This is a genomic window from Paraburkholderia megapolitana, from assembly GCF_007556815.1.
GTDB lineage: Bacteria > Pseudomonadota > Gammaproteobacteria > Burkholderiales > Burkholderiaceae > Paraburkholderia > Paraburkholderia megapolitana.
This window is the reverse complement of the sequence record NZ_CP041745.1, coordinates 608,401-629,499: the sequence shown is the minus strand read 5'-3', so window position 1 is coordinate 629,499 and position 21,099 is coordinate 608,401. Positions and strand designations below refer to the sequence as shown.

Annotated in this window: 18 protein-coding genes; 13 read left to right on the top strand and 5 right to left on the bottom strand. The window is 64.5% G+C overall.

Going from position 1 to position 21,099, the window contains the following annotated elements; translation table 11 throughout:
* Positions 1-60: 60 nt before the first annotated feature.
* Positions 61-2,274 carry an ATP-dependent DNA helicase RecG gene (gene recG / locus FNZ07_RS16250; protein WP_091010894.1) on the bottom strand — a complete coding sequence of 738 codons (2,214 nt, stop codon included), beginning with the start codon at positions 2,272-2,274 and terminating at the stop codon, positions 61-63.
* Positions 2,275-2,465: 191 nt separating this feature from the next.
* Between recG and queA the strand changes: the two genes are divergently transcribed.
* The 5 genes from queA (at position 2,466) to secF (ending at position 8,409) form a co-directional block, all read left to right on the top strand.
* Positions 2,466-3,527, top strand: a complete 1,062-nt coding sequence (queA, locus tag FNZ07_RS16245) for a tRNA preQ1(34) S-adenosylmethionine ribosyltransferase-isomerase QueA (RefSeq protein ID WP_091009989.1) — start codon at positions 2,466-2,468, stop codon at positions 3,525-3,527.
* Positions 3,528-3,573: 46 nt separating this feature from the next.
* Positions 3,574-4,809, top strand: coding sequence for a tRNA guanosine(34) transglycosylase Tgt (tgt, locus tag FNZ07_RS16240; RefSeq protein WP_091009986.1), 1,236 nt, complete (start codon positions 3,574-3,576; stop codon positions 4,807-4,809).
* A 138-nt stretch (positions 4,810-4,947) separates the two neighbouring features.
* A complete protein-coding gene (yajC, locus tag FNZ07_RS16235; protein WP_091009984.1) occupies positions 4,948-5,271 on the top strand; it encodes a preprotein translocase subunit YajC in 324 nt (107 codons plus the stop codon).
* Positions 5,272-5,397: 126 nt separating this feature from the next.
* Positions 5,398-7,440, top strand: a complete 2,043-nt coding sequence (gene secD, locus FNZ07_RS16230; protein WP_091009983.1) for a protein translocase subunit SecD — start codon at positions 5,398-5,400, stop codon at positions 7,438-7,440.
* Between the two features lie 18 nt (positions 7,441-7,458).
* Positions 7,459-8,409 (top strand): protein translocase subunit SecF, encoded by a 951-nt coding sequence (secF, locus tag FNZ07_RS16225; protein ID WP_091009981.1) that lies wholly within the window; start codon positions 7,459-7,461, stop codon positions 8,407-8,409.
* 93 nt (positions 8,410-8,502) lie between these two features.
* Here secF and FNZ07_RS16220 read toward each other — a convergent pair whose 3' ends face one another.
* The 4 genes from FNZ07_RS16220 to FNZ07_RS16205 all read right to left on the bottom strand — a co-directional run bounded on the left by FNZ07_RS16220 (position 8,503) and on the right by FNZ07_RS16205 (position 11,788).
* Complete coding sequence (locus FNZ07_RS16220; RefSeq protein ID WP_091009980.1) at positions 8,503-9,780, bottom strand: MFS transporter; 1,278 nt, start codon at positions 9,778-9,780, stop codon at positions 8,503-8,505.
* A gap of 225 nt (positions 9,781-10,005) precedes the next feature.
* A complete protein-coding gene (locus FNZ07_RS16215) occupies positions 10,006-10,584 on the bottom strand; it encodes a YceI family protein (protein ID WP_091009978.1) in 579 nt (192 codons plus the stop codon).
* A 71-nt stretch (positions 10,585-10,655) separates the two neighbouring features.
* Positions 10,656-11,219, bottom strand: coding sequence for a YceI family protein (locus FNZ07_RS16210; RefSeq protein ID WP_091009976.1), 564 nt, complete (start codon positions 11,217-11,219; stop codon positions 10,656-10,658).
* An 8-nt stretch (positions 11,220-11,227) separates the two neighbouring features.
* On the bottom strand, positions 11,228-11,788 hold the full coding sequence (locus tag FNZ07_RS16205) for a cytochrome b (protein WP_091009974.1): 561 nt from the start codon (positions 11,786-11,788) through the stop codon (positions 11,228-11,230).
* A 367-nt stretch (positions 11,789-12,155) separates the two neighbouring features.
* On the opposite strand from FNZ07_RS16205, the gene FNZ07_RS16200 reads away from it, so the two are divergent.
* From FNZ07_RS16200 to FNZ07_RS16165, 8 genes are all read left to right on the top strand, one after another.
* Entirely contained in the window at positions 12,156-12,866 is a 711-nt protein-coding gene (locus tag FNZ07_RS16200) for a paraquat-inducible protein A (RefSeq protein WP_091009972.1), read from the top strand.
* A gap of 7 nt (positions 12,867-12,873) precedes the next feature.
* Entirely contained in the window at positions 12,874-13,569 is a 696-nt protein-coding gene (locus FNZ07_RS16195; protein WP_091009970.1) for a paraquat-inducible protein A, read from the top strand.
* A complete protein-coding gene (locus FNZ07_RS16190; protein WP_091009968.1) occupies positions 13,562-15,178 on the top strand; it encodes a PqiB family protein in 1,617 nt (538 codons plus the stop codon). The genes FNZ07_RS16195 and FNZ07_RS16190 overlap by 8 nt, the downstream gene beginning before the upstream one ends.
* A complete protein-coding gene (locus tag FNZ07_RS16185) occupies positions 15,175-15,954 on the top strand; it encodes a PqiC family protein (RefSeq protein WP_091009967.1) in 780 nt (259 codons plus the stop codon). The genes FNZ07_RS16190 and FNZ07_RS16185 overlap by 4 nt, the downstream gene beginning before the upstream one ends.
* 75 nt (positions 15,955-16,029) lie before the next feature.
* The gene (locus FNZ07_RS16180) at positions 16,030-18,183 is read left to right on the top strand and encodes a site-specific recombinase (protein ID WP_091009965.1); all 2,154 of its coding nucleotides are present in this window, start codon (positions 16,030-16,032) and stop codon (positions 18,181-18,183) included.
* A gap of 164 nt (positions 18,184-18,347) precedes the next feature.
* Entirely contained in the window at positions 18,348-19,682 is a 1,335-nt protein-coding gene (locus FNZ07_RS16175; protein ID WP_091009963.1) for a THUMP domain-containing class I SAM-dependent RNA methyltransferase, read from the top strand.
* Between the two features lie 223 nt (positions 19,683-19,905).
* A complete protein-coding gene (locus FNZ07_RS16170) occupies positions 19,906-20,328 on the top strand; it encodes a VOC family protein (RefSeq protein WP_091009962.1) in 423 nt (140 codons plus the stop codon).
* Between the two features lie 70 nt (positions 20,329-20,398).
* Positions 20,399-21,097 (top strand): helix-turn-helix transcriptional regulator, encoded by a 699-nt coding sequence (locus FNZ07_RS16165; protein WP_091009961.1) that lies wholly within the window; start codon positions 20,399-20,401, stop codon positions 21,095-21,097.
* Positions 21,098-21,099: the final 2 nt, after the last annotated feature.

The window sequence follows — 21,099 nt, the reverse complement described above, 5'->3', positions numbered from 1 at the left end:
TCGGATCAGCATATTTGGGTGCCTGGAGATGCCCGGATATGCCCCGGGAACCCGCTCCCGCTAAGCCTTCAGATACTGCTCCCGCGCGCCGAGCCAGCGCGCCAGATGCTGCGTGACCGCCTCCGGATAACTGTCGAGCAACCGCGCGGCAGCCTCCCGCGCCGGCTCGATCAGCCAGCCGTCCTGTTCCAGATCGGCGAACCGCAACATCGCGGCGCCCGACTGCCGGGCGCCGAGAAATTCGCCGGGACCGCGAATCTCCAGGTCGCGACGCGCGATTTCGAAGCCGTCGGTGGTTTCGCGCATTGTCTGCAGGCGCGAGCGCGCAGTCTGCGACAGCGGCCCCGTGTACATCAATACGCAGACCGATGCCGCGCTGCCGCGTCCCACCCGGCCGCGCAACTGATGCAACTGCGCCAGACCGAAGCGCTCCGCGTGCTCGATCACCATCAACGACGCATTCGGCACGTCGACCCCGACTTCGATCACGGTCGTCGCCACCAGCAACTGGACTTCGTTGCGCGTGAACGCTTCCATCACAGCCGCTTTCTCGGCGGGCGCGAGCCGGCCGTGTACGAGCCCGACCTTCAGTTCGGGCAGCGCCGCGACCAGCGTTTCATAGGTTTCCACGGCGGTTTGCAACTGCAGCGTCTCGCTTTCCTCGATCAACGGGCAGACCCAGTACACCTGACGCCCCGTTAGCGCCGCTTCGCGCACCCGGCCGATTACTTCCTCGCGGCGCCCGTCGGCGACGAGTTTTGTGAGGACCGGCGTGCGGCCGGGCGGCAACTCGTCGATCGTCGAGACGTCGAGATCGGCGTAGTAGGTCATCGCCAGTGTGCGGGGGATCGGTGTCGCGGACATCATCAGTTGATGGGGCTGGAAGTCGCGTGCGCCATCTGCTGCGTTCAGCGCCTTCGCGCGCAGCGCGAGCCGCTGCTCGACGCCGAAGCGATGCTGCTCGTCGACGATCACGAGCCCGAGGCGCGCGAATTCGACCGCGTCCTGAATGATGGCGTGCGTGCCGATCACGAGCTGCGCCGTGCCGAGTGCGGCCGCTTCGAGCGCGGCGCGCTTGTCCTTGGCCTTGAGGCTGCCGGCCAGCCACGCTACCTGCACGCCGAGCGGTTCGAGCCAACCGCGCAGCTTGCGGGCGTGCTGCTCGGCGAGGATTTCGGTCGGCGCCATCAGCGCAGCCTGGTAGCCGGCATCGATTGCCTGTGCGGCGGCGAGCGCCGCCACTACCGTCTTGCCGCTGCCCACATCGCCTTGCAGCAGCCGTTGCATCGGATGCGACAGCGTCAGTTCGTGTCCGATCTCTCCGACCACACGCTGCTGTGCGCCCGTCAGGCCGAACGGCAATGCAGCGGAAAGCCGCGCGTATAGCGATGCCTCGTCGTTCGCTGCAGCTCGCGGCATGACCGGTGCCGCACGCGTGCGGCGTTCTTCGTGCGCGCGCTTGAGCGACAGTTGTTGCGCAAGCAGTTCCTCGAACTTGATACGCAGCCACGCTGGATGCGTGCCGTCTATCAACGCGGTTTCGTCGGCATCGACGGCCGGGTGATGCAGCGTACGCACCGCGTCCATCAGCGGCGGCACACCGAGCGGGTCCATGTAAGCGCGCGCGACCGGTTCGGGTAGCAGCTCGGGCAACGCGGTACGGGTCAGCGCGTTATCGATTGCCTTGCGCAGGTAGGCCTGGGTCACGCCTGCCGTGCTCGGATAAACGGGCGTCAACGCCTGCGGCAGCGGCGCGCCCTCTTCGACCGGACGCACGGCCGGGTGCACCATCTCCATACCGAAGAAACCGCCGCGCACATCGCCACGTACGCGGAGCCGCTTGCCGATCGCCATCTGCGTGACCTGCGAGCCGTAGAAGTTGAGAAAGCGCAGCACGAGTTCATCGCCGGTGTCGTCGCGCAATTTGACAAGCAACTGGCGCCGCGGGCGGTACGCGATCTCGTTATCGAACACGACGCCTTCGGTTTGCGCGACGCCGCCCGGCAGCAGTTCGCCGATCGGCGTCAGGGTGGTTTCGTCTTCGTAACGCATCGGCAGATGCAGCACGAGATCGATGTCGCGCGTCAGCCCGAGCTTCGCGAGCTTGTCGGCGGTTTTGACTAGCGCGGGCTTTTTCGTATCGGCTACGCCGGATGCACCGGATGCACCGGCCGTATCGGCGCCGCTCGCCTTCCGGCCGCGCGTCGCGCGGCGCGGCGGCTCGGCATTCGCATCGTCGGGTTCGGCAGGCGGACGGCGTTCGGACAAGGGCATGAGTCGCTTCGCAAGTACAATATCGGCTTTCAACGGGTTCAACGGCTCCAGCGGCCGCCTTGCAGCGGCGCAGGCCGGGTTGCAGTCACCGCTGCCGCCGCGGTGACAACGTCCCGCAATCATAGCCGCTCGCCGCCTCGCGGCGGCCCGATCCGCTCTCCAGTTTCTCGTTCCGTATCCGTTCAGTCCGCATGTTCACGCTTTCCGATTTCGATTTCGCGTTACCGCCCGAGTTGATCGCGCAAACCGCGTTGCCCGAGCGCAGCGCAAGCCGCCTCCTCGAGGTGGACGGCACGCGCACGCCGGCCCATTTCACCGACCGTGGTTTCGCCGAGTTGCCCAACTGCATCGCGCCCGGCGACCTGCTGGTGTTCAACGATACCAAAGTGCTGAAGGCACGCTTTCTCGGCCAGAAGGCCAGCGGCGGCAAGATCGAGGTGCTGATCGAACGGCTGACCGGCGAGCGGACCGCGCTCGCGCAGATTCGCGCGAGCAAGACCCCGGTGGCAGGCACGACGTTGCGTCTTGCCGATGCATTCGACGTCACCGTCGGCGAACGCGTCGAGCCGTTCTACACGCTGCACTTTCCCGCCGACTGCCTGACGCTGATCGAGCAGTACGGCCGCCTGCCGCTGCCGCCGTATATCGAACACGATCCGGACGCAACCGACGAAACCCGCTATCAGACCGTCTTCGCACAGAACCCCGGTGCGGTTGCCGCGCCGACCGCGGGCCTGCATTTCGACGACGCGCTGCTCGCGCGGCTCGACGAGCGTGGCGTCGAACGCGCGACGCTGACGCTGCATGTCGGCGCGGGCACGTTCCAGCCGGTGCGGGTCGAGAATCTCTCTGAACACAAGATGCACAGCGAGTGGTACGCACTGCCGCAAACACTCGTCGAGCAGATCGAAGCCACGCGCCGGCGCGGCAATCGCGTGATCGCGGTCGGCACGACATCGATGCGCGCGCTCGAAGCCGCGGCGCGCGACGCCGAAGCCGCCGGCCGGCCGCTCGCGGCGACCAGTGCCGAGACCGATATCTTCATCACACCAGGCTATCGTTTTCGCGTGGTCGACCGGCTCGTGACAAATTTTCATTTGCCGAAGTCGACGCTGCTGATGCTCGTGTCCGCGTTCGCCGGCATCGAGACGATTCGCGCGGCGTATCGTCATGCGATCGAGGAGCGGTATCGCTTCTTCAGTTACGGCGACGCGATGCTGCTGACCCGCACCGACGACGCTGCGCAAAACTGACGCCAGTCCCATGCAAAACCGTATTCCTGCAGCACAGGAGCAATCCATGACCGACGCTCGCCCCACGCCCACCGCCGGCGACACGCACACGCCACCGCAAGGCGGCCTCGCGTTCGAACTGCTCACCACCGACGGCGCCGCACGCCGCGGCCGGCTGACGCTGAATCACGGCGTCGTCGAAACACCGATCTTCATGCCGGTCGGCACCTACGGCACGGTCAAGGCGATCCAGCCGCGCGAGCTCGAAGAAATCCGTGCTCAGATCATCCTCGGCAATACGTTTCACCTGTGGCTGCGTCCCGGCCTCGAAACGATCGCCGCACACGGCGGCCTGCACGGCTTCATGGGCTGGAAACGGCCGATCCTCACCGATTCGGGCGGCTTCCAGGTCTTCTCGCTCGGCGATCTGCGCAAGATCACCGAAGACGGCGTCACGTTTGCGTCGCCGATCAACGGCGACAAGCTGTTTCTGTCGCCGGAAGTGTCGATGCAGGTGCAGAAGGTGCTGAACTCGGACGTCGTGATGCAGTTCGACGAATGCACGCCGTACGCGACGAACGGCGTGCCGACCTCGCACCAGGACGCCGCGGACTCGATGCGTATGTCGATGCGCTGGGCCCAGCGTTCAATCGATGAATTCAGACGGCTCGACAACCCGAACGCGCTGTTCGGCATCGTGCAGGGCGGCATGTTCGAAGACCTGCGCGACGAGTCGCTCGCGGGTCTCGCCGAGATGGACTTTCATGGCCTCGCAATAGGCGGGCTGTCGGTCGGCGAACCGAAGGAAGACATGATGCGCGTGCTCAACCACATCGGTCCGAAGCTGCCCGCGCACAAACCACATTACCTGATGGGCGTCGGTACGCCGGAAGATCTGGTTGCCGGCGTGGCGGCCGGCGTCGACATGTTCGATTGCGTGATGCCGACGCGCAATGCGCGCAACGGCTGGCTGTTCACGCGCTTCGGCGACATCAAGATCCGTAACGCCACGCATCGCAATTCGCTGCGCCCGCTCGACGAACAATGCGGCTGCTACACCTGCCGCAATTTCTCGCGCGGCTATCTGCACCATCTGCACCGCGTGGGCGAAATTCTCGGCGCGCAGTTGAACACGATCCACAACCTGCACTACTACCTCGAACTGATGGGCGAGATTCGCAGCGCCATCGAAACCCACACCTTCGATGCTTTCCGGATCGCCTTTCACGAGAATCGCGCGCGCGGCGTCGAGGAGGCATCGGCTGCGGCTGCATCGTCATCTGCGCGCAAAACATTACAATAGCCTTTCGCAATTGGCCCAGGCTGCTGCCGTCGGTGGTAACAGCTTGATCGCAAAGCCCATTTGGGCGTGCCGTCGCGTGAAGTGCCGGTGGTAGAATGACCGGCTGATTTTTTTGATCGTTATAACGGAGAGACCAACGTGTCGTTCATTTCCAACGCCTTCGCTCAAGGCACAGGTGGCACAGAATCGAGTCTGATGAGCTTCCTGCCGCTGATCCTGATGTTCGGCGTGCTGTACTTCATCATGATTCGCCCGCAAATGAAGCGCCAGAAGGAGCATCGCAACATGCTGGCCGAGATGGCGAAGGGCGATGAGGTCGTGACGAACGGCGGCATCGTCGGCAAGGTGACGAAGGTCGGCGACGCATACGTCGGCGTCGAAATCTCCGAAGGTACGGAGATCACCGTGCAAAAGGCATCGGTGACCACGATTCTCCCGAAGGGCACGATCAAGTCGCTGTAAGACGGCTCTCCCCCGCGTCCGGCCAGCCCGGCAGGTGCGTGAAGCACGATCGTCATCGATGCTTCGCCGCCGCGCCCACCGCCGGACGCTGCACTTCCAAGCCAACCTTCCCGTTGGACCACCCCCATGAATCGTTACCCCCTCTGGAAATATGTCGTGATGCTGGTGGCACTCGTCATCGGCCTCGTGTACACATTGCCCAACTTCTTCGGCGAAGCGCCCGCGGTACAGGTGCTGAGCGGCAAGGCAACGGTCAAGCTCGATTCAGGCACGCTCGCACAGGTCGAAGCCGCGCTCGCCGCGAACCAGATCAAGCCTGACGAAGTCACGTTCGACAACGCGGTGGCCAACGCCAACATCCGCGTGCGCGTCGGCGATACCGACACGCAGCTGCGCGTGAAAGACCTGCTGCAGAAGGCGCTGAACAGCGATCCGAGCGATCCGCAGTTCATCGTCGCCCTGAACCTGCAAAGCGCGTCGCCGCACTGGCTCACCGCGCTGCACGCACTGCCGATGTATCTCGGTCTCGATCTGCGCGGCGGGGTGCACTTCCTGCTGCAGGTCGACATGGCCGGCGCACTGAACAAGAAACTCGACTCCGATGCATCGGATGCGCGCACGCTGCTGCGCGACAACAACATCCGCGACGGCGGTGTGAACCGCGTCAACCAATCGGTGGTGGTGAATTTCAGCGACCAGAGCGTCGCCGACAGCGCCAGCGCGCAACTTGCCAAGGGCGTCAGCGAACTCCAGTGGGTCACGCAGCCGGCTGCAAGCGGCGGCTACCAGGTGGTGGGGACCTTCTCGCCGGCCGTGCAGAAAACGGTGCAGGACGCCGCGCTCAAGCAGAACATCACGACGCTGCATAACCGCGTGAACGAACTCGGCGTGTCGGAACCGGTGATCCAGCAACAAGGCTCGGACCGCATCGTCGTCGAACTGCCGGGTGTGCAGGATACGGCCAAGGCGAAGGACATCATCGGTCGTACGGCGACGCTCGAAGCGCGCCTCGCCGATCCGGTCAACCTGCATCCGAATCCGGGCGACCCGGTGCCGCCGGGCGACGAACTGTTCACGCAAGGCAACCAGGTACCGGTGCTGCTGCGCAAACAGGTGATCTTCACCGGCGACCGCATCATCGACGCGTCCGCCGGCTTCGACGAACATCAGCGGCCGTCGGTCAACATCCGTCTCGACTCAGCAGGTGGCCGTGCGATTCGCAGCGTATCGCGCGACAACATCGGCAAGCCGATGGCGATGGTGTTGTTCGAGAAAAACAAGGGCGAAGTGCTGACGGTCGCGACGATCCAGTCCGAACTCGGCGACCGCTTCCAGATCACCGGTCAGCCCACACCGCAAGCCGCCACCGATCTCGCGCTGCTGCTGCGCGCCGGTTCGCTCGCGGCTCCGATGGACATCATCGAAGAACGCACGATCGGCCCGAGCCTCGGCGCCGACAACATCCGCAAGGGCTTCCATTCGGTGGTCTGGGGTTTTGCCGCGATCGCCGTGTTCATGATCGCGTACTACATGCTGTTCGGCGTGATCTCGGTGATCGGTCTGTCGGTGAACCTGCTGCTGCTGGTCGCCGTACTGTCGATGCTGCAGGCCACGCTGACGCTGCCCGGTATCGCCGCTATCGCGCTCGCGCTCGGTATGGCGATCGACGCAAACGTGCTGATCAACGAACGCGTGCGCGAAGAACTGCGCCACGGCGCGCCGCCGCAACTGGCTATCCAGAACGGCTATGCGCATGCATGGGCGACGATTCTCGACTCGAACGTGACGACGCTGATTGCCGGTCTCGCGCTGCTCGCGTTCGGTACGGGTCCGGTACGCGGCTTCGCGGTCGTGCACTGTATCGGCATCATCACGTCGATGTTCTCGGCGGTGTTCTTCTCGCGCGGTCTCGTGAACCTCTGGTACGGCGGCAAGAAGAAACTGAAGTCGCTTGCAATCGGCCAGGTATGGCGTCCCGATGCGGTCGCGGTCGCCGTCGACGGTGCCGCTGCTTATCTGGAAAGCAGCGACGCCGACACCAGCACCGCGCAGGCAATCAGCGCTACCGCCACCGCCGCCAAGGCAAAAGCACCGGCACGCCCCGGCAAGCCGGTTGTACGCCGTCGCGACGCGGGCAGTACGCCGCGCAAACCGGGCTCGTCCCGCTGAGTCCCGGAGAAACACACCATGGAATTTTTCCGCATCCGTAAAGACCTGCCGCTCATGCAGCGGGCGTTGCTGTTCAACACGATCTCGCTGCTCACGTTCGCCGCGGCCGTGTTCTTCCTGCTGCATCGCGGGCTGCATCTGTCAGTGGAATTCACCGGCGGCACCGTGATCGAGGTGCAGTATCCGCAGGCAGTCGTGCTCGAACCCGTGCGCGCCACACTCGGCAAGCTCGGCTACGCCGACGCGCAGGTGCAGAACTTCGGCACCTCGCGCGACATCCTGATCCGCCTGCCGGCCAAGCAGGGCCTCACGTCCGCACAACAGAGCGACCAGGTGATGGGCGCGCTGAAGGGCGCCGACGCGCAGGCAGAGTTGCGCAGTGTGCAGTTCGTCGGCCCGCAGGTCGGCAAGGAACTCGCCACCGACGGTCTGCTCGCGCTCGCCTGCGTGGTGATCGGCATCGTGCTGTACCTGTCGTTCCGCTTCGAGTGGAAGTACGCGGTGGCCGGCGTGATCGCCAACCTGCACGACGTGGTGATCATTCTCGGCTTCTTCGCGTTTTTCCAGTGGGAGTTCTCGTTGTCGGTGCTCGCCGCGGTGCTGGCGGTGCTCGGCTACTCGGTGAACGAATCGGTCGTTATCTTCGACCGGATTCGCGAGACCTTCCGCCGCGAACGCAAGATGACCGTGGTCGAAGTCATCAACCACGCAATCACCAGCACGATGTCGCGCACGATCATCACCCACGGCAGTACGCAGATGATGGTGCTGTCGATGTTCCTGTTTGGCGGTCCGACGCTGCACTACTTCGCGCTGGCGCTGACGGTCGGTATTCTGTTCGGTATCTATTCGTCGGTGTTCGTCGCGGCCGCGCTCGCGATGTGGCTCGGCGTGAAGCGGGAAGACCTGCTGAAGGAAAAGAAGGAAAGCCACGATCCGAACGATCCGAACGCGGGCGCGCAGGTTTAAGCGCTGCGATGCGATCTATCTGAGGCTGCAAGGCTAAAACGCAAAGGCCGGTTCATTCGAACCGGCCTTTGTCGTTTACGGCGCCCTGCCCGACTAGTTGAATCCCAGCTTGCGGCGCGCTGCAATCAGCGCAACCAGACTCACCAGCGCGGCAAAGATCATGTAAAAGCTCGGCGCGACTTTCGTATCGGCTGCGCGAATCAGCCACGCGATGATGAACGGCCCGAATCCGCCGAAGATCGTCACCGCGATGTTATACGCGAGCGACATACCGGTCGTGCGCGTCTGCACCGGGAAGATTTCCGACAGCAGGCCGGGGAGTGCCGCGAAGTAACCGGTCATCAGAAAACCGAGCACGACCTGCACGATGATCAGCGCACCGAAGGTCGGATTCGCGACGAGCCACGCGAACGCCGGATAGATCAGCACGAGCAGCAGCACCGCCGATATCAGCATGATCGACGTGCGTCCATAGCGATCCGACAGATGTCCGACCAGCGGCGAAAACACGAGCTGGATCACACCGGTCAACGCGATCGCCTGGAACGCCACCGACGGCGCGAGCCCCAGCTGCTTGACGCCATACGTCGGCATGAACAGCACCAGATACGTCGACACGGTGCCGAGCACCACGATCCCGATCGCGATGAGAAGCCGCAGCTTCTGACTCGCGAACGTGTCGCGCAGCGGGGTATCGGTGGTTTCGGCGGCGAGAAATTCGGGCGTTTCGTCGAGCTTCGTGCGGATGTACCACGCGATCGGGCCGATCAGCAGCCCGAAGAAGAACGGCACGCGCCAGCCCCATGCGACCATCTGTGCAGGCGACAGTTCACCGGTCAGCACCGCGCCGAATCCGGCTGCGAGCAAGGTGGTCAGCCCCTGGCTCGCGACCTGCCAGCTCGCGAAAAATCCGCGCCTTCCCGGCACGTGCTCGGCCAGAAACGCAGTCGCGCTGCCGAACTCGCCGCCCGCGGAAAAACCCTGCATCAGCCGTGCGGCGACGAGGATCAACGGAGCGGCGACGCCGATGGTCTCGTACGTCGGAAGGATGGCGATGATCAGCGTGCCGATCATCATCAGCAGGATGGACAGCGTGAGCGCCGCCTTGCGGCCGACGCGGTCCGCGTACGCGCCCAGCACGACCGCACCGAGCGGGCGCATGAAGAACGACACGCCGAACGTGCCGAGCGTGAGCAGCAGCGAGACTGTGTCGTTGCCGGTCGGAAAGAAAAGCTTCGAGATGATGACGGCGAAAAAACCGTACACCACGAGGTCGAACCACTCCAGCGCGTTGCCGATCGACGCGGCGACCACCGCGCGCCACGTGCCGCGGCGCACCGCCGCAGGGTTTGCTGCTGTCGTTGCACTCATGCAGATCTCCGTCGCGCGCGAATTATGTAGTGCGGGCGGTCAAGATCGCCTCGCGGGCCGCGACTGGTTGCACGCACAACAGTCGGGCGTCAACGCACTATTTACCGCAAAAATTAAAGCTGCGCGAGTACTTCCTCATATCCACCTGTCTCCGGAGAAGTCATAAAAAAACCGCTTCGGCGCCACAGCGCTCGAAGCGGTTTCGGCACAAAGCCGTCCTGCGACTTACTGCTTGATGCCTTCAGCCTGGATATGCAGCTTCGTTGCCATCTTGAAACCGTACGTCTTACCGTAGTCGACACCGAAGTCGTCGCGGTTAAACGTGCCTTCCGCTTCGACGCCGCACACTTCGCGCTTGAGCATCGGATGCTGGATGCACTTGAACGAATCGATCTCGAGGTTCAGCGGCTTGGTCACACCATGCAGCGTCAGCGCGCCGATCACTTCGACAGGCTTGTCGCCGTCGAAGCGGATCTGTGTGCCCTTGTACGTTGCCGTCGGGAATTTCGCGACGTCGAAGAACTTGTCGCTGACCAGTTCGGCGTCGAGCTTGGCATTGCCGATCTGCACCGACGAGAGATCGACCGTTACGTCGACCGTGCCGGTCTTCGCTGCGCGATCGAGCGTGACCGTGCCCGAGCTCTTCGTGAACTTGCCGCGCCACACCGACAGGCCACCGAAGTGATCGGCCTCGAAGCTCGGGGCGGTATGCGACGGATCGAGCTGATAGGTATCAGCAGCAGATGCGCCAAACGACAGCGACGCCGCGAGTGCGCCAGCAGCGATCAAGAGGGTCTTTTTCAAGTGATGCTCCTTCTTTGATGAAAGCGCACCGCGTGTAGTGCGGTGCTTTCGGTTATAGCAAACGACTGCGCTTACTTATGTGCCGCGACGATATGAAACTTGATCGTCACCGCGTCGGCGACCACCGACGTGTCCTTCCACTCGCCCGTCCCGATGTCGAACTGCGAACGCTTGATCGGCAGCGAACCGTCGAAGGTCTGCGTCGCGCCCTGCTGCGTGACCGTCACGGGTACGACCACGGTCTGCGACTTGCCCTTGATGGTCAGCTTGCCGGTCACCTTGAACTGATTACCGCCGGCCGCCGCGATCGCGCTGGAAACGAACGTCGCGCTCGGATAGGTCTTCGTGTCGAACCAGTCCTTACCGCGCACCTGGTCGTTGTAAGACGCGTCGCCGAGATCGTAGCTGCCGACGTCGATCGTGAACTGCGCACTGCCCGCCGCCGGCTTGGCCGGATCGAACGATACCTGGGCGGTGAATTTAGTGAACTTGCCTTCCACCGGCACGTTCATCTGCGTCGAGATCGCGGTGATCGTGCTCTTCGTCACGTCGACCTGCGCATACGCGCTGCCGGCAGCGGTCAATGACGCGGCGGCAAACGCCGCGAGCATGTATCGATAAAACGAAACCTTCATGGTCGTCCTTATTTGAGGAAAGGGATCATCCGCGACAACAGCCCGTCGCGGTCCAGCCATTGATGTTTGAGCGCCGCGCCAACGTGCATCACCACGAGTGCGAGCAGTCCGTAATTCAACGTCACGTGGATGGTTTTCAGCAAAACCTTCAAAGCGGGATCGGGGGCGATCAGCCGGGGCAGCGGTATCAGGCCGAGATACACGACCGGCACGTTCGCCGCCGAGCTGTACAGATAGCCCGACACCGGAATCGCCACCATCAGCACATAGAGCAGCCCGTGCACCGCGTGCGCGGCACCGCGCTGCCACATCGGCGTCTCGCGCGGCAGCGGCGGCGCTGCATGGGTTGCGCGCCACAGGATGCGCAGCACGGCCAGCGCGAACACCGTCACGCCGATCCATTTATGCCACGAGAAATAGCGCAGCTTGGTCGGCGTAAAACCGGGGATATCGGTCATTACCCAGCCGAGCGCGAAACCGCAGACGATAAGCAGCGCAATCAGCCAGTGAAACGCAATCGCTGTGCGCGTATACGACTCGCGTGAGGCGAATGAAGGGTCGTGAGGCATGGCGGCTCGAGGCAGGCTAAAAGAGTTGAACGATTCAGCAGGTACTGTTATTCCCGATGCGCGACGCATGGGTCAGGCACGCAACGTGCACTAAGGCCGCCATGCTACCGCAAGCCGTAAAAGCCGGTATGTACCAAAAACGCCGCCGTAGCGGCGTCCGGCAAGCCGCAGCGGAACTGGAACGATGAGGGAGGTCCACTGTCCGAACCGGGTCGGTCTGCAAAATTACCGAAGGAGAGCCAGCAAAAAAGTTTCGCTCACCCGCCGCAAATGCCCGCCACAGGCGCGTTTGGTACTATTGCCCCACTGCTTGCCGGAGATCCCGGCAGCGCGTGTCCCCATTCACGTCGTTTGCCTTTCAGCCCGCATGGAACATGACCAACACCTGATTGCGTGCCACGAGTGCGACACACTGTTTCGCAAACCGCGGTTATCCGGCCGCGCCACCGCGCGCTGTCCACGTTGCGGGGCAACACTGTACCGGGGCGTCTCGGGCCGGCTCGACAGCATCACGGCACTGACCATTGCCGCGCTGATCACGTTCCTGATCGCGCAGGGCTTTCCGATCGTCGAACTCGAAACCAACGGCATCACGTCGCAGACGAGCCTGTTCGGCGCGCTCGTCGCGCTGTGGGACGAAAACATGCAGATCGTGGCCGTCATCGTGTTCTGCGCGACGACGCTGTTTCCGCTCACCGAACTCGTCGCACTGCTCTACATCCTCATCCCGGTGCGCCGGGGCCATGTGCCGCCGGGCTTCAACCTGGTGCTGCGCGCGATCCAGTTCGTGCGGCCGTGGGGCATGATCGAAGTGTTCATGCTCGGCGTGCTGGTGACGATCGTGAAGATGGTCAGCCTCGCGCGCGTGATGCCCGAGGCCGCACTATTCGCGTTCGGTGCGTTGACGCTGATGCTCGCCGTCGTCGTCACATTCGATCCACGCACGCTGTGGGACGTCGTCGACGATCTGCGCGCACGCCCCGCGCCGCGCCGCAAACGGCCGGTCCATCCGGGTCGTCCTGCGGTAACGAACCGCCCGGCCAGCGCAAGCGCGCCAGCCACGCCGCGCCAGGGATGAGCCGCCGATGAAATACCTCACGGCGTCGCGCGCCGGTCTGGTCGCCTGTCACGCGTGTGGACGCGTGTCGCAGCGCGTGCGCTCGGTGGTCCCGCAACACTGCCCGCGTTGCGGCGCGGTCCTGCACCGACGCAACCCCGATAGCCTGATGCGCACGTGGGCGCTGCTGATCGCCGCCGCGTTGCTGTATATTCCGGCGAACCTGCTGCCGATCATGCACACCTCGTCGCTCGTCGGCTCCGAGGACGACACGATCATGAGCGGCGTGGTCTTCTTCTGGACCTCGGGCGACTGGCCGCTTGCCGTCATCGTGTTCGTCGCGAGCATTCTCGTGCCGATGCTGAAGCTGTCGGTGCTGCTACTGCTCACCGTCACCGCGCAGCGCCGCTCCACCTGGCGGCCGCACGAGCGCACCAAGCTGTACCGGATCGTCGAGCGCATCGGCCGGTGGTCGATGCTCGACGTATTCGTGATTACGCTGACGGTCGCGCTCGTGCGCTTCAAGTCGCTTGCCGTGATCACCGCAGGGCCGGGCGCACTGGCGTTCGGCTCGGTCGTGATCCTGACGATGCTGGCCTCGATGCAGTTCGATCCGCGTCTCATCTGGGACCACATCGATAACGCAAAACGGCCCGACAACACCAACGCTAACGCCGCCGAACGCCGTACCGGAACTACCGCTCAGGACCCCAACCATGACTAGCCCGCAAGGCCCCATCGTTCCGCCCGACCTGCCTGAGCCCGACATCGAGCCGCGCCGGACCTGGCTGCCGTCGCTCGTCTGGGTCATTCCGCTGATCGCCGCGCTGATCGGCATCGCGCTCGTCGTCAAGTCGGTCGTCGACCGCGGGCCGACCATCTCGATCCTGTTCAGCTCCGCCGAAGGGCTCGAACCCGGCAAGACCAAGGTCAAGTACAAGGACGTCGACATCGGCGAAGTGAAAACGATCAAGCTGATCAACAATCACACGCAGGTAGAAGTCGTCGTGCAGCTCACCAAGGAAGCCGAAGACTTCGCGGTGAAGGACACGCGTTTCTGGGTCGTGCGTCCGCGGGTCGGCACGAGCGGCGTCTCGGGCCTCAATACGCTGCTTTCCGGCGCTTACATCGGTGTCGATGCGGGTCACTCGCAGGACACGCAGAAGCTCTATACCGGCCTCGAAACGCCGCCGCCTGTCACCGGCGATCAGCGCGGCCACCGCTTCACGTTGCGTGGCGAATCGCTCGGCTCGATCGACATCGGTTCGCCGGTTTACTACCGGCGTGTGCAGGTGGGTCAGGTGGTCGGCTTCTCGCTCGACAAGGAAGGCACCGGCGTCACGATCCAGGTATTCGTCAGCGCGCCATACGATCAATACGTCGGCACGAATTCGCGCTGGTGGCATGCGAGCGGTGTCGATCTGCGGCTCGATTCGAGCGGCTTCACGCTGAACACGCAGTCGCTCGCGACCGTGATTACCGGCGGCCTCGCGTTCCAGTCGCCGTCGGGGCAACCGATCGGCCAGCAGGCAGTCGACAACGCCACGTTCCGCCTCGGCGCCGACGAAGCCGACGCCATGCGCGAGCCGGACGGCCCGCCGGTGCGTGTCGTGATGAACTTCAACCAGTCGCTGCGCGGGCTGTCGGTGGGTGCACAGGTCGACTTCCGCGGCATCGTGCTCGGCCAGGTGACCGCGATCGGCGTCGAATACGATCCGAAGGCGCGCAACTTCACGATGCCGGTCACGATGAACCTGTATCCGGACCGCTTGAGCAAGCGCGCGGGCGGCACCGTGCCCGCGGCGGGCACACCGGCGAGCCGCGATCTGTTGCAGCGTCTCGTGCAGCACGGACTGCGCGGCCAGTTGCGCACGGGTAACCTGATCACGAGCCAGCTGTATGTGGCACTCGATCTGTTCCCGAAGGTTGCGCCTGCCACCATCGACGTGTCGCGCGATCCGGTCGAGATACCGACCATCCCGAACACGCTCGACGAACTGCAACTGCAGGTCGCGGACATCGCGAAGAAACTCGACAAGATACCGTTCGACGAGATCGGCACGAATCTGAACAGCTCGCTGAAAAACGCCGACCAGTTGTTCTCGCGACTCAACACCGAAGTGGTGCCTGAGGCGCGCGACACGCTGTCGGCCGCGAAGCACACCTTCAGTTCGGCAGAAGCAACGCTGCAGCAGGATTCGCCATTGCAGTCCGACGTGCACCAGGCGTTGCAGGAACTGACCCGCACGCTGCAGTCGCTGAACGCGCTGTCGGATTATCTGGAGCGTCATCCCGAATCGCTGTTGCGCGGCAAACCAGGAGATAAACCATGACACAAACCTGGCTTCCCGGCCTGTTCTCGAGTTCGTCACGTTCGCTGCGCACGGTCGGCGGTATCGTGGCCTGTGCGGGACTGGTAGCGCTCGCCGGCTGTTCGTCACCGCCAAGCCGCTTCTATACGCTCGGCTCCGACGCGACCACGGCGCCCGCTCGCAGCGCGATGCACGCGCCGTTTCTGATCGAAGTACCGCCCGTCGATGTGCCGGCACAGGTCGCAAAGACATCGTTCGTCGTGCAGACCGGCGCGAACCAGGTCGACGTGCTCGAGCAGACGCGCTGGGCGTCGCTGCCCGGCGACGAGATCCGGCGCGCGCTATCGGTCGATCTGACGCAGCGGCTCGGCACCATCGACGTAGCCGGCACCGCGTATCCGGACGGCGTACCCGTATACCGGGTCAGCGTGAATGTGCAGCGTTTCGAATCGTGGCCCGGTTCGCATGCGCTGATCGACGCGGTGTGGAGCGTGCGCGCAGTGCGCACGCAGGCCGTGATGACCTGCCGCAGTGTGGTCAGCGAACCGGTGACGGGTGGCTACGACGCGCTCGTCGACGGTCACCGGCGCGCGGTGCGGGACATGTCCGCGCAGATCGCCACGGCCGTCGGTGCGCTAGCGGCTGCGCCGCAGCCGCGCGCTGCGTCTGCTTCAACGTCAGCGTCAGCGAAGAAAGGCGCGGCGGCACCGGCCAACGTGCAGCCCGTCACAGTGCCGTGCCCGCTGCCTGCGTCGACCGGTGCGTCGGCGGACACAGCTCACGGGGTGAGTGGCTAGGAAGGGTCCCGGGGCACCGGCGAGCGCACCGTTCGCCCGCCCCCACCGCCCACCATGCTCGACACGCTCTGACCCATGTTTCGTTCCCTCAAGACGTTCCTGAAAAAATGGCGTGCCTCGCGCAACGGCGGCCATCAACTCGATGCGCTGCTCGCGATCGCGGACATGAATGCGCCCTACGCCGAGCGCAGCGAATGGCTGATCGAACTCGCGCACTGGCTGCATCGCGGTGGCAGTCTGCAGACCGACGCATCGGCTACCTCCGAGATCGCCGACGACGAGTCGCGCCCCATCCCCGCGCATACGCGCGTGCGCTACCTGCTGCACGTGCTCGATCGCAACCCTGCGTGGAAGACCAACGTCGCGGGTATCCTGCGTGCCGTGCTGCGCGAAAGCGACGGCATCTCGCTGCTGTGCGACGCCGGTATGCCGGTGCATTCGGGTTTCTTCGGCGCGCTGTTCGAGCGCGCGCAATCGTCGTTGATTCCACCCGCGCCGAATCGCCGCGAACTGTCGGCGCTGTTCACGCTGATGTTCAGGTCGCAGCAGGACGCCGAATGGATTTCGTCATTGCCTGCCGATCTGCTCGCGCGCATTCGCGATCTGTTCGACTACGAATCCAGCGAGGCAAACCTGCAGCCCGGCGGCGCACTGTCGCTCGATCTGCTCGCGGCGATGCATAACCTGACCTGCCAGATCAGTTCGACGGGGTTGTCGCAGACGGTCCGCAGTCGCCTGGGCGAGACCGATACGCCCGATGCGCTCGACGTTCGCAAGGCACTCGAAAAGCAGCCGTTCTACCGGCTCACCCGCGCGATGCTTGCGGTCGAGGCCGCACATCACGCCGTCGAGGCAAGCACCGACGGCGAGAACCCGGGCACAGGCACAGAAGCAGTCCGGCTACTGCACGAAGTCAACTATCTACGCATCCTGCTCGACGAATGCCGGATCGCCACCGACAACGTCTTTTCGCACCTCTACCGCAACGGCGTAAGTGTCGACATCGTCTTCCAGGTCGAGCGGATGCGCATGCGCATCGTGCGCGCCGAGTTGCTGCTCGATGCCTGGATGGCCGCCGACGACCTGCACGCGGGCGCACGCCTCGTCGCCGAACTCGTCAACGCGAATCACGCAAGCCAGAGCGTGGCGCATCTGTTGCGCAGCAATTTCTCGCTGCTCGCACGCAAGGTCGTCGAGTACAGCGCGGACACCGGCGAGCACTACATCGCACGCGATCGCGCCGAGTATCTGAAGATGCTGCGTATGGCGGCCGGCGGCGGCCTCGTGACCGTCGTCACGGTCTGCGTGAAATTCGCGATCACGGGAGCGCATCTGCAATCGATGTTCGAAGGACTGCTCGCCGGCATCAACTACGCGGCGAGCTTCCTGCTGATGCACTTCCTGCACTTCTCGCTCGCCACCAAGCAGCCCGCGATGACGGCGCCGACGCTCGCGCGCGAACTCGATGGGACCGGCACGCGCGAGGGGATGGATAACTTCGTCGCGTCGGTGGTTGCGCTGATCCGTACGCAGTCGGCGGCGGTGTTCGGCAATGTCGCGGTCGTGTTTCCCGTGTGCCTCGTCGTGCAGCTGTTGTGGCACGGCATCTTCGGCGCGAACCTGATCTCGCCGGAAAAAGCCCACGCAACATTGCATTCGTTCTCGCTGCTCGGCCCGACGCCGTTCTATGCGGCGCTGACCGGCGTGCTGCTGTGGTCGTCGAGCCTGCTCGCGGGCTGGGCCGACAACTGGTTCGTGCTGCACCGGGTCGGCGACGCGCTCGCCTACAACCGGCGGCTGCGGATGACACTCGGCGTCGCGGGCGCCACGCGGCTCGCGGGGTTCTGTCGCTCGAATGTCGCCGGTGTGATCGGTAACCTCACGCTCGGCCTGATGCTCGGCCTCGTTCCGGCAATCGTCACGGCACTCGCCTTCGGGTTCGAAGTGCGGCACGTCACGCTCAGTTCGGGTTCGATCGGCGTCGCGCTCGGTGTGCTCGGTAAAGGCGCATTCCATACGCCCGAGCTGTGGTGGGCACTGGCCGGCACATTCAGCATGGCGGTGCTGAACGTCGCTGTGAGCTTTGCGCTGGCGTTCCTGATGGCGGTGCGTTCACGCGACTTGCGCGCGAAGGACGTGCGCTCGCTGCGCGGGGCGTTCTTGCGGCATGTGCTGCGCCATCCGCTCGATCTCGTCTGGCCGGTGCGGCGTTCGCGCGAGGCAGGCTAGCGGTTAGTCCGCCCTGGGGCGCCCTGCGCCCGTATCCCTGACATATCGGCAGAAGCGCACCAGGCTCGTGCCGCGCCGGCAGGGTCGCATACCCGCTACGCGCCCAGCCCGCCCACCCCGACCGCGTACAATAGCGCCTTATTCAACGCCTCCCGGCACGCTCAATGTCCTTCGAATTTTTCCTCCCCTGCCCGCGCGGCCTCGAAGCCGCGCTTGCCGCCGAACTCGCCGAGATCGCCGCACGCCACCTGAACGGCGCGCCTTTCACGGCCGGCGCCCAGGTGCCGGGCGGCGTGCACTTCCGCGGGGGCTGGGCCGCGGGTATGGCGGCGAACCTGCATTCGCGCCTTGCGAGCCGCGTACTGCTGAAGCTCGCGCACCAGCCGTACCGTAGCGAACAGGACATCTACGCGCTCGCGCTCGAACAGCGCTGGGAGCAGTGGTTCTCGGCCAACGAAACGCTGCGCGTCGACGTGACGGCGATCAAGTCGCCGCTACGCAGCCTCGAATTCGCGACGCTGCGCGTCAAGGACGCCATCTGCGACCGCCTGCGCGAAGTCAGCGGCGAACGGCCGAACGTCGATACCGCCGCGCCCGACGTGCGCGTCTTCGCTTTCCTTACCGCCACCGATTGCACGCTGTACCTCGACACATCCGGCGAACCGCTGTTCAAACGCGGCTGGCGGCTCGACAAGGGCGCGGCTCCGCTGCGCGAGAACCTCGCCGCGGGCATCCTGCGTCTGACCGGCTGGACGCCCGGCACGCCGCTCTACGATCCGATGTGCGGCAGCGGCACGTTCCTCGCGGAAGCGGCGCAGGTGGCACTGAACGTAGCCCCGGGTTCGGAGCGCCGCTTTGGCTTCGAGAAACTGCGCCAGTACGACCGGAGCGTGTGGCAAGGTCTGAAGGCCGCCGCGCTCGATGCAAAGAAGGCGGCCGCGTCGTCGCGCAAGGATCTGCAGATTTTCGGCAGCGACATCTCTGGCGACATGCTCGACAAGGCTCGCGCGAATTTTCAGCGTGCCGGCTTGCCCAGCATCGTGCTCAAACAGGTCGACGCGCGCGGCATGAGCGCGCCGATTGCGACGCCTGGCATCCTCGTCGCGAATCCGCCGTATGGCGAACGGATCGAAGTGCGCGGCCGTGGACCACGCGGTGAAATCCGCGAAACCGGGCGTGACCGGCGCGAAGACCGTGATTCGCGCGAAGCACGTGATACCCGCGATTCCCGTGACGACGACGGATTTCGCCGCGTCCATACCGACGCACCGCCGGACAGCGAGTTTTTCAAGGCACTCGGCGATTCGCTGAAGCAGCGCTTCACCGGCTGGCACGCCTTCATCCTGACCTCCGACCGCAAGCTGCCCGGCCAGTTGCGACTGCGCGAGTCGACCAAGACGCCGCTCTTTAACGGTGCGCTCGAATGCCGGTTGTTCCGCTTCGATCTGATCGCCGGCAGCGTGCGGCAACGCCCGGCTGGCGACACGCCAGCGGCCTGAAAACGGCACCACAGAACGCCGCTGTATCACCCGATGCACGGCTCACCTTCTGCTCGATGGCACCGAGGCTACTGACAGCACGCTGGCAGTAGCCCGGTCGCACACTCCTCTCCATGCCAAGCGGTGTCGCCGACACCGTCCACGGCCCACTGCGATCCCGCAACGTCGCATGGGATCGGAGTAAGCGCTGAAGCGCTAACTCCGGTCAACACAGGAGAGAGTCATGTCAACGAGCACCGCAACAGAAGCTGCAGTAGCAACAGCCGCCGCGAGCCGCGTCATCGCCTGGTTCGAAATCCCGTCCACCGACTTCAATCGTGCGACGCGCTTCTATGAGGCCGCGCTCGACACGCAGCTTCAGCGCGAAGTGATGGGCGGCGTGCCGATGGCCATATTCGGCCACGAAGAAAGCGCAACGGGCGGCTGCATCGTCTACAACCCGCGTGAAATCAAACCCGTTTCGGATGGCGTGCTCGTGTATCTGAACGCGGAGCCATCGGTGCGGGAAGCACTCGAGCGCGTCGAGCGCGCGGGAGGCAAGAAGGACGGCATGGCGGTCGAGTTGCCGAACAACTTCGGCTACGTTGGCTTTTTCATCGATACCGAAGGCAACCGCGTCGGCCTGCATTCGTTGAAGCTTGCCTGAAGAAGCGTTGGTTGCAGGGCCCGGCGTGGCGCTATCATCGGAGGACTGTTCACTCGCTCCTGTCCCTCCGATGACGCGTCGCGCCGACCGCTTGTTCCAGATCGCCGAATTGCTGCGCGGCCGCCGCCTGACCACGGCGCAGCAGCTCGCCGACTGGCTCGGCATCTCGCTGCGCACTGTCTATCGCGATGTCCGTGACCTGCAGCTGTCGGGCGTGCCGATCGAAGGCGAAGCGGGCATCGGCTATCGGTTAAGTCGCGCGGCCAGTCTGCCGCCGCTTACGTTCACCGCCGAAGAACTGGCCGCGCTCGCAGCCGGCGCGCGGATACTCGAATCATGGGGCGGTGCGAGCTTTGCGGGCGGCGCGCGCAGTGCGCTCGCGAAGATCGCCTCGGCAATGCCCGCCGACAAGCGCGCAGCACTCGAACGCCTCGCGGTATTCGCACCGTCGTTTCATGTCGAACAGGAATTTTTCGTGAAGGTGGATGCGCTGCATCGTGCGGTCGATTCGCGCCACGTAGTGAGCTTCCCGTATCGCGACCGGCTCGGTGCGCACACGGAACGGCGCGTGTGGCCGCTCGGGCTCATCTATCTGGGTGGACGCTGGATGGTCGGCGCGTGGTGCGAACTACGCGAAGACTTTCGCAACTTCGACATCGCCCGTATGGGCGGCGTGGCGCTGCACGAGACCTTTCCGGACATGAGCGGCCGGCGCCTCGCCGATTATCTGCGGCACATCAACGCACCGAACGAGCCGGTGATACGCTGACG

Excerpts from the sequence above, each read along its gene's own strand:
- recG (WP_091010894.1), bottom strand. The coding sequence starts at position 2,274 with ATGCCCTTGTCCGAACGCCGTCCGCCTGCCGAACCCGACGATGCGAAT.
- queA (WP_091009989.1), top strand. The coding sequence starts at position 2,466 with ATGTTCACGCTTTCCGATTTCGATTTCGCGTTACCGCCCGAGTTGATC.
- tgt (WP_091009986.1), top strand. The coding sequence starts at position 3,574 with ATGACCGACGCTCGCCCCACGCCCACCGCCGGCGACACGCACACGCCA.
- secD (WP_091009983.1), top strand. The coding sequence starts at position 5,398 with ATGAATCGTTACCCCCTCTGGAAATATGTCGTGATGCTGGTGGCACTC.
- secF (WP_091009981.1), top strand. The coding sequence starts at position 7,459 with ATGGAATTTTTCCGCATCCGTAAAGACCTGCCGCTCATGCAGCGGGCG.
- FNZ07_RS16220 (WP_091009980.1), bottom strand. The coding sequence starts at position 9,780 with ATGAGTGCAACGACAGCAGCAAACCCTGCGGCGGTGCGCCGCGGCACG.
- FNZ07_RS16210 (WP_091009976.1), bottom strand. The coding sequence starts at position 11,219 with ATGAAGGTTTCGTTTTATCGATACATGCTCGCGGCGTTTGCCGCCGCG.
- FNZ07_RS16205 (WP_091009974.1), bottom strand. The coding sequence starts at position 11,788 with ATGCCTCACGACCCTTCATTCGCCTCACGCGAGTCGTATACGCGCACA.
- FNZ07_RS16200 (WP_091009972.1), top strand. The coding sequence starts at position 12,156 with ATGGAACATGACCAACACCTGATTGCGTGCCACGAGTGCGACACACTG.
- FNZ07_RS16195 (WP_091009970.1), top strand. The coding sequence starts at position 12,874 with ATGAAATACCTCACGGCGTCGCGCGCCGGTCTGGTCGCCTGTCACGCG.
- FNZ07_RS16190 (WP_091009968.1), top strand. The coding sequence starts at position 13,562 with ATGACTAGCCCGCAAGGCCCCATCGTTCCGCCCGACCTGCCTGAGCCC.
- FNZ07_RS16185 (WP_091009967.1), top strand. The coding sequence starts at position 15,175 with ATGACACAAACCTGGCTTCCCGGCCTGTTCTCGAGTTCGTCACGTTCG.
- FNZ07_RS16180 (WP_091009965.1), top strand. The coding sequence starts at position 16,030 with ATGTTTCGTTCCCTCAAGACGTTCCTGAAAAAATGGCGTGCCTCGCGC.
- FNZ07_RS16175 (WP_091009963.1), top strand. The coding sequence starts at position 18,348 with ATGTCCTTCGAATTTTTCCTCCCCTGCCCGCGCGGCCTCGAAGCCGCG.
- FNZ07_RS16170 (WP_091009962.1), top strand. The coding sequence starts at position 19,906 with ATGTCAACGAGCACCGCAACAGAAGCTGCAGTAGCAACAGCCGCCGCG.
- FNZ07_RS16165 (WP_091009961.1), top strand. The coding sequence starts at position 20,399 with ATGACGCGTCGCGCCGACCGCTTGTTCCAGATCGCCGAATTGCTGCGC.